This window comes from Lentilactobacillus farraginis DSM 18382 = JCM 14108 (genome assembly GCF_000583655.1).
GTDB classification, from domain to species: Bacteria; Bacillota; Bacilli; order Lactobacillales; family Lactobacillaceae; genus Lentilactobacillus; species Lentilactobacillus farraginis.
This window is the reverse complement of the sequence record NZ_BAKI01000114.1, coordinates 1-1,207: the sequence shown is the minus strand read 5'-3', so window position 1 is coordinate 1,207 and position 1,207 is coordinate 1. Positions and strand designations below refer to the sequence as shown.

1 protein-coding gene is annotated in these 1,207 nt (G+C 47.1%); it reads left to right on the top strand.

Annotated features, from left to right (window positions below):
* Positions 1-124: 124 nt before the first annotated feature.
* The gene (locus JCM14108_RS13935) at positions 125-1,153 is read left to right on the top strand and encodes an IS30 family transposase (protein ID WP_035181583.1); all 1,029 of its coding nucleotides are present in this window, start codon (positions 125-127) and stop codon (positions 1,151-1,153) included.
* Positions 1,154-1,207: the final 54 nt, after the last annotated feature.

The window sequence follows — 1,207 nt, the reverse complement described above, 5'->3', positions numbered from 1 at the left end:
TTTTTTTGCCTGATTTAAAATTCAAGTGCAACACTAATCAACTAGACCTTTCAGACTAGACATGAAAGGCCATGAAGACCTATTCTTATTAACGTCGAAATTAATTAAGAAAGCGAGTGTCTTCATGACCCAAAACCAGAATAACATGCCTCGTCATTACCAACAACTTCAACCCAGTGAACGGGGAAAAATTGAGACCCTCAATCACCAGCACAAAACCGCGCACACCATCGCCAAAATCCTGCACCGCAGTACCAGTACGGTCACCCGTGAATTAGCTCGCGGGACAACGACTCAAATTGACGCGCAACGGCACTGCTATTATCAGGCCTACTTCGCCGAAACGGGTGAAGCCGTCTATCGTCAACACCGGGCTCACTGTCATCCACAGGGGCTGCTGAAACGCGCGGCACCGTTCTTTAAAAACCTAACGCGGGCACTCAAAGCCCGTCCCCGAATCTACAGTGTCGATACCTACGTGGCCCATTTTAAGCAAACCTATCTTGGCTTTGTGTGCCCTTCTGTGCCAACAGTCTATCGTTATATTGACCAAGGCCGACTAGCGTTACGCAATCACGATCTGCCTAAAAAATTACGTCGCCGGAGAAAACGGCCTGGCCGGGCGCATACCCGGTTAAACAAGAAGATTTTAGGGCAGTCGATTGAAAACCGTCCCGCCGTGGTTCAAGCACGAAAAGCCTTGGGCCATTGGGAAGGAGATTTAGTTAAGGCTAAACGCAACGACAATGAACCGGCCTTGATGACCCTCACAGAACGAGTGAGCCGCTTAGAAATCCTCGTCAAGTTACCTAATTATCAAGCTAAAACCTGTCGTCAGGCACTCCAAAAGACGGTGGATGATTATGGCCCGCAATACTTTAAAACGATCACCTTTGATAATGGCAGTGAATTTGCGGAACTTAGTCAAATCAAGGGCCCCACCATCTACTTTGCGCATCCATATTCACCATGGGAACGAGGTACTAATGAGAATCTGAATGGTCAGTTAAGGGAATTCTTCCCGAAAGGTAAATCGTTAGCGTCGGTGAATGTGATTGAACTACAAGCCGCCCAGGATACTTTGAATCACCGGCCACGTAAATGTTTGGGCTACCACTATGCGGCTGAACTTTTACCTGGTTTAGCAGACTAACTAGACCAATTGTTGGAATAGGTCATTAACTGTTGCACTTGATTTGACAATTCA